3 protein-coding genes are annotated in these 4,336 nt (G+C 44.6%); 1 reads left to right on the plus strand and 2 read right to left on the minus strand.

The window, feature by feature from the left end; translation table 11 throughout:
- Nucleotides 1–108: 108 nt before the first annotated feature.
- Nucleotides 109–927: a hypothetical protein gene (locus tag PX636_RS02205; RefSeq protein WP_353853447.1), complete on the minus strand. Its 819-nt coding sequence runs from the start codon at nt 925–927 to the stop codon at nt 109–111.
- Between the two features lie 360 nt (nt 928–1,287).
- On the opposite strand from PX636_RS02205, the gene PX636_RS02210 reads away from it, so the two are divergent.
- Nucleotides 1,288–2,451: a cysteine desulfurase family protein gene (locus PX636_RS02210; protein ID WP_271973400.1), complete on the plus strand. Its 1,164-nt coding sequence runs from the start codon at nt 1,288–1,290 to the stop codon at nt 2,449–2,451.
- A gap of 62 nt (nt 2,452–2,513) precedes the next feature.
- Here the strand turns inward: PX636_RS02210 and PX636_RS02215 are convergent, their stop codons facing one another.
- Nucleotides 2,514–3,986: an NADH-quinone oxidoreductase subunit M gene (locus tag PX636_RS02215; RefSeq protein ID WP_288116092.1), complete on the minus strand. Its 1,473-nt coding sequence runs from the start codon at nt 3,984–3,986 to the stop codon at nt 2,514–2,516.
- Between the last annotated feature and the right edge of the window lie 350 nt (nt 3,987–4,336).

Raw genomic sequence — 4,336 nt, forward strand, 5'->3', positions numbered from 1 at the left:
TGGTCAATAGGGTAATGAATCAAGTGTTTTTTTCCAAGCGTCTAAAGCCGCCATTTCCTCCTCAGGGTCAACGTCGGCCAACCGCCTGAATCGCCTTTCCCTTTTCTGCTAAATAGCTCCAACGATGTTAGACTCAATTTGCTCAATGATGGCGGCCACATCTTCTTCAGTATCTCGAGGTTGGGTTAATTCCACATCCGTTGAGAAGAGGCACATTTGAGCCCAGTCTAAGTTTTCCACTTCACACTGGTCAATCACCGAACTGGGGATGTTTTTCAGGGTGATGCTATCCCATTCAATGCCGATGAGATTGCTCTGCCGCTCAATTGTCACAATTCTTCCTTGCCAACCACCGATGTCAGTCCCCAAATCTGGGTCAAGTACACCCTGTTTGACGATGACCGAGTCGCCGACTTTGAAGGCAAACTCTGACTCGGAAAATTCGGGCGACAAGCTGGAGGCAACCGAGAGATGATACTCGCTTCCTAGCTCTTTTAACTCAAAATCCACAATCATCCGCTTGTTTTCCGAGAAATAACGGTTTTTCCTAGCGATTAGCTCCTCGATTAGCTCTTGAATCTCCGCCTTGAGCCTTTTATCTCCGTTAAGAAGGTCTTTGTTAAAAACTCGGTCTATCATCCCTTGCCGCTTTGATTCGGGGGACAACGCCAGATTCCAAGCGATTGTCCCTAGGGTCAGCAATCTTCGCATAGATACCTTCGTTTCATTGGATTCCCGGTAAGGCTCGATAAAATCCTCCAGAACTTCCGACATTTTGACTTCCCCAGAAGGAGAGACGACAATTTCCTTGAAAGGCAAGGACTTTTCTCTTAATTTCTTCTCAAAGCTTTTCAAGGGTTTTTCGGATCCTTGGGACATTTTCTGCAGCCTGAGCAGTTCACTAAATGCCTTCGATTTTTTAGCCATGATTGAGCCGGAAAATATGTGTTATTAATCCTGTTGGGTTACTGAACAACATTGGAATAGGGAAATTGTAACTGCTGTCAGAGAGCGATTGCGCTCTCATTATTAAATCTTAAAGTTCTGGACTGAGTCGTAAGCTGTTGACTGCTATCCGATACTTTTTTGTTAACATAGAACGTAGGTTGGGTTGAAGCATGAAACCCAACGCCCGATTATGTTACGCTACCGCTAACCCATCCTACAAATAATTGTGCCTACCTACTTATCCGATACTTTTTTGTTAACATAGATTAGCAATGCACTTTCAGAGATTCTCTTAAAACAGAGGATATCTCCTTCCCGAATCCCCCGCAGGGGAAAAATATGTCTCAAAAACCGATTTATCTAGATTGCCACGCCACGACACCCCTAGAGCCGCAAGTTCTGGCGGCGATGTTGCCCTATTTTACCGAACACTTTGGTAATGCCAGTAGTATTAATCATGTCTATGGTTGGACAGCCGAGGCCGCGGTTAAACAGGCAAGAGAAACAATCGCCGCTGCTATTAATAGTAGTCCCGAAGAAATTATTTTTACCAGTGGAGCAACGGAGGCTAATAACCTCGCTATCAAAGGGGTTGCCGAAGCTTATTTCGCCAAGGGACGGCATATAGTTACGGTGGTGACAGAACATCGGGCCGTTTTAGATCCCTGTCATTATCTGGAAAAATTAGGTTTTGAGGTGACAATTTTACCCGTCAGTGCTGATGGCCTAATTGACTTGGAACTACTAGAAAAATCTTTGCGTCCTGACACGATTTTGCTGTCAATTATGGCCGCTAATAACGAGATTGGGGTGATTCAACCTTTAGCGGCAATTGGGGCGATTTGTCGCCAGTATCAGGTACTTTTTCATACGGACGCGGCCCAAGCAATCGGCAAAATTCCCCTAGATGTGGAGGAAATGAATATAGATTTGATGTCCTTAACTGCCCACAAAGTCCACGGACCAAAGGGAATCGGTGCGCTGTACGTCCGGCGCCGAAACCCCAGAGTCCGTCTCGCCGCTCAAATTCAAGGGGGAGGCCAGGAAAAAGGACTGCGATCGGGTACAATATTTACACCGCAAATTGTCGGTTTTGCCAAGGCAGTAGAATTGGGCATCAAAGCGATTGAAGAAGATAACAGCTACTTAAACCAGTTAAAAGCCCGTTTATGGGAGATTATCAGTCAATTAGACAGAATTTATCTCAATGGTCATCCTAGCCAAAGATTAGCCGGAAATTTGAATATTAGTATTGAAGGGGTGGACGGTGCGGCATTATTGTTAGGATTACAGCCAATAGTGGCGCTTTCCTCCGGTTCTGCCTGTTCTTCTAGCCATACCGCCCCCTCCCACGTTTTAACTGCCTTGGGTCGCCCCGAATCTCTCGCTTATGCCTCCCTGCGCTTCGGGTTGAGTCGTTTTAATACTTTAGAAGAAATTGAACTGGTGGGGGAACAGGTGGTTTTAACGGTTAATTCCCTCCGCAAAGCCAAAAATTTTTGACGTTTCGGCTCCTATCCACAAGTTAGTTTCGGTCTAGGTTTGAAAAATTCCGAAAAAGGTTTCTACGATTGCCTTTGACTAATTGCCGTGCCGGTTAATAACACTGATGCTTGGTTTTCAGTCCAGTGAATCATCCAACTCGGTTGTAATCCCAAAACAATAATAAATAAAGCCAAGGCAATTTCGGGAAATCTTTCGGGCCAGGTACTGCGAGGAATGCGCGATAATTCGGGGGTTAAACGACCAAAGAAAACCCGATTAATCATCAGGAGAAAATATACTGCGGTTAAACCACTAGCGACCAAACATAAGAGCGTTTGTATCGGAAAAATCGGGAAACTGCCACGAAAGACCAAAAATTCGGCGATAAATCCCACCATTCCGGGGATGCCGGCGCTGGCCATAGCCGCTAAAATCATTAACATTCCCGTGATTGGTAAACCTCTTTCTGGATTTAATAAACCGCGTAGATAATCCACATCCCGGCTGCCGGTTTTTTTATACACTACTCCCACCAACAAAAATAACAAAGCGGAAATTAAACCGTGACTAATCATCTGCAAAATCGCCGCAGTGATGCTTAATCTGGTGGTGGCCGCCGCCGCTAGTAAAATATAGGCCATGTGGGAAATGGAAGAATAGGCGACTACTTTTTTCATATCCTTTTGGGCAATAGCGCAACTGGCCCCGTAGAGAGCGCTGATAGCTGCTATCGTTGCTAACCAAGGGGCGAGAGTTACCCAAGCATCAAGAAATAAACCGACTCCAAAGCGCAGCAGTCCATAGGTTCCTAATTTGAGTAATATTCCCGCTAAAAGCACAGAAACGGGGGTAGATGCTTCGACGTGGGCATCCGGTAGCCAAGTATGAAAGGGAAAAATCGGGATTTTGATGGCTAATCCAATCAGAAGGGGAATAAGGAGCAGTAATTGGGTTTTAACGTCTAAATTATTCGATAAAAGGGGATTATAGGCGAAATTATCAGCACCAGTTAGCCAAACTAAGCCGAGGAAAGAGATTAGCACTAAAAAGCCTGAAATTGCCGTGTATAATAAAAATTTCATGCCCGCGTAACCGCGTCTTTGCCCCCCCCAAATGGCAATGAGAAAGTAAAGGGGAACGATTTCTAATTCGTAAAATAGGAAAAATAGCAGTAAATCCTGCGCTAGAAAGGCCCCCGCTACTCCGGCATTGAGTAACAAGAGCAGGGAATAGTAAAATCTCGGTCGGTTAACCTCTGTGCCACTAGCATAAAGAGCAATTATTGTCAAGATGCTGTTAAGAAAAAGTAATGAGAATGATAAGCCATCGACACCGAGGGCATAGTTGAAACCGAGGAAATTAATCCAAGGCAGGTTAACCGTGAACTGCATTTGCGGGTTACTAGGGTCAAATTGCCAGCCAAGGAGAATATTCAGCAGTAAGAGAACGACAGCAAGAGTTAGAGCTAATCCTCGCACTTTTTTCGCCTCTAGAGGCGTGTAGGCAATCAGTATCGCCCCTATAATCGGTAGCCAAATAAAAGCGTTGAGCATTCTTTAATGGGCATGATAAACCTTCCCATTATTGCCTGAGCGGTCAATCTTTAGCAAGATAGCTATCAACTTTTAAGTAGGGAGGCACAATCATTTGTAGGATGGGTTAGCGGTAGCGTAACCCATCGGGGCGTTGGGTTTCATGCTTCAACCCAACCTACGTTCATCTTATATTTAATTCCACCCACCTACTTAACATTCATTTTTGAAATAACTATCTCTGGTTTTTCCCGTTTCTGTGTCGATGGGAGAAGAATAGGGATAATTTTCCAGAAATATAGTCTTCAAAACCTTGCCTAGCAAAACTGCTAGGAATGATAAGCCCTGATTATCACACAAATTCGATAAAA

The sequence above is a fragment of the Microcystis sp. M53598_WE2 genome, from assembly GCF_030067735.1.
Taxonomy (GTDB): Bacteria; Cyanobacteriota; Cyanobacteriia; order Cyanobacteriales; family Microcystaceae; genus Microcystis; species Microcystis aeruginosa.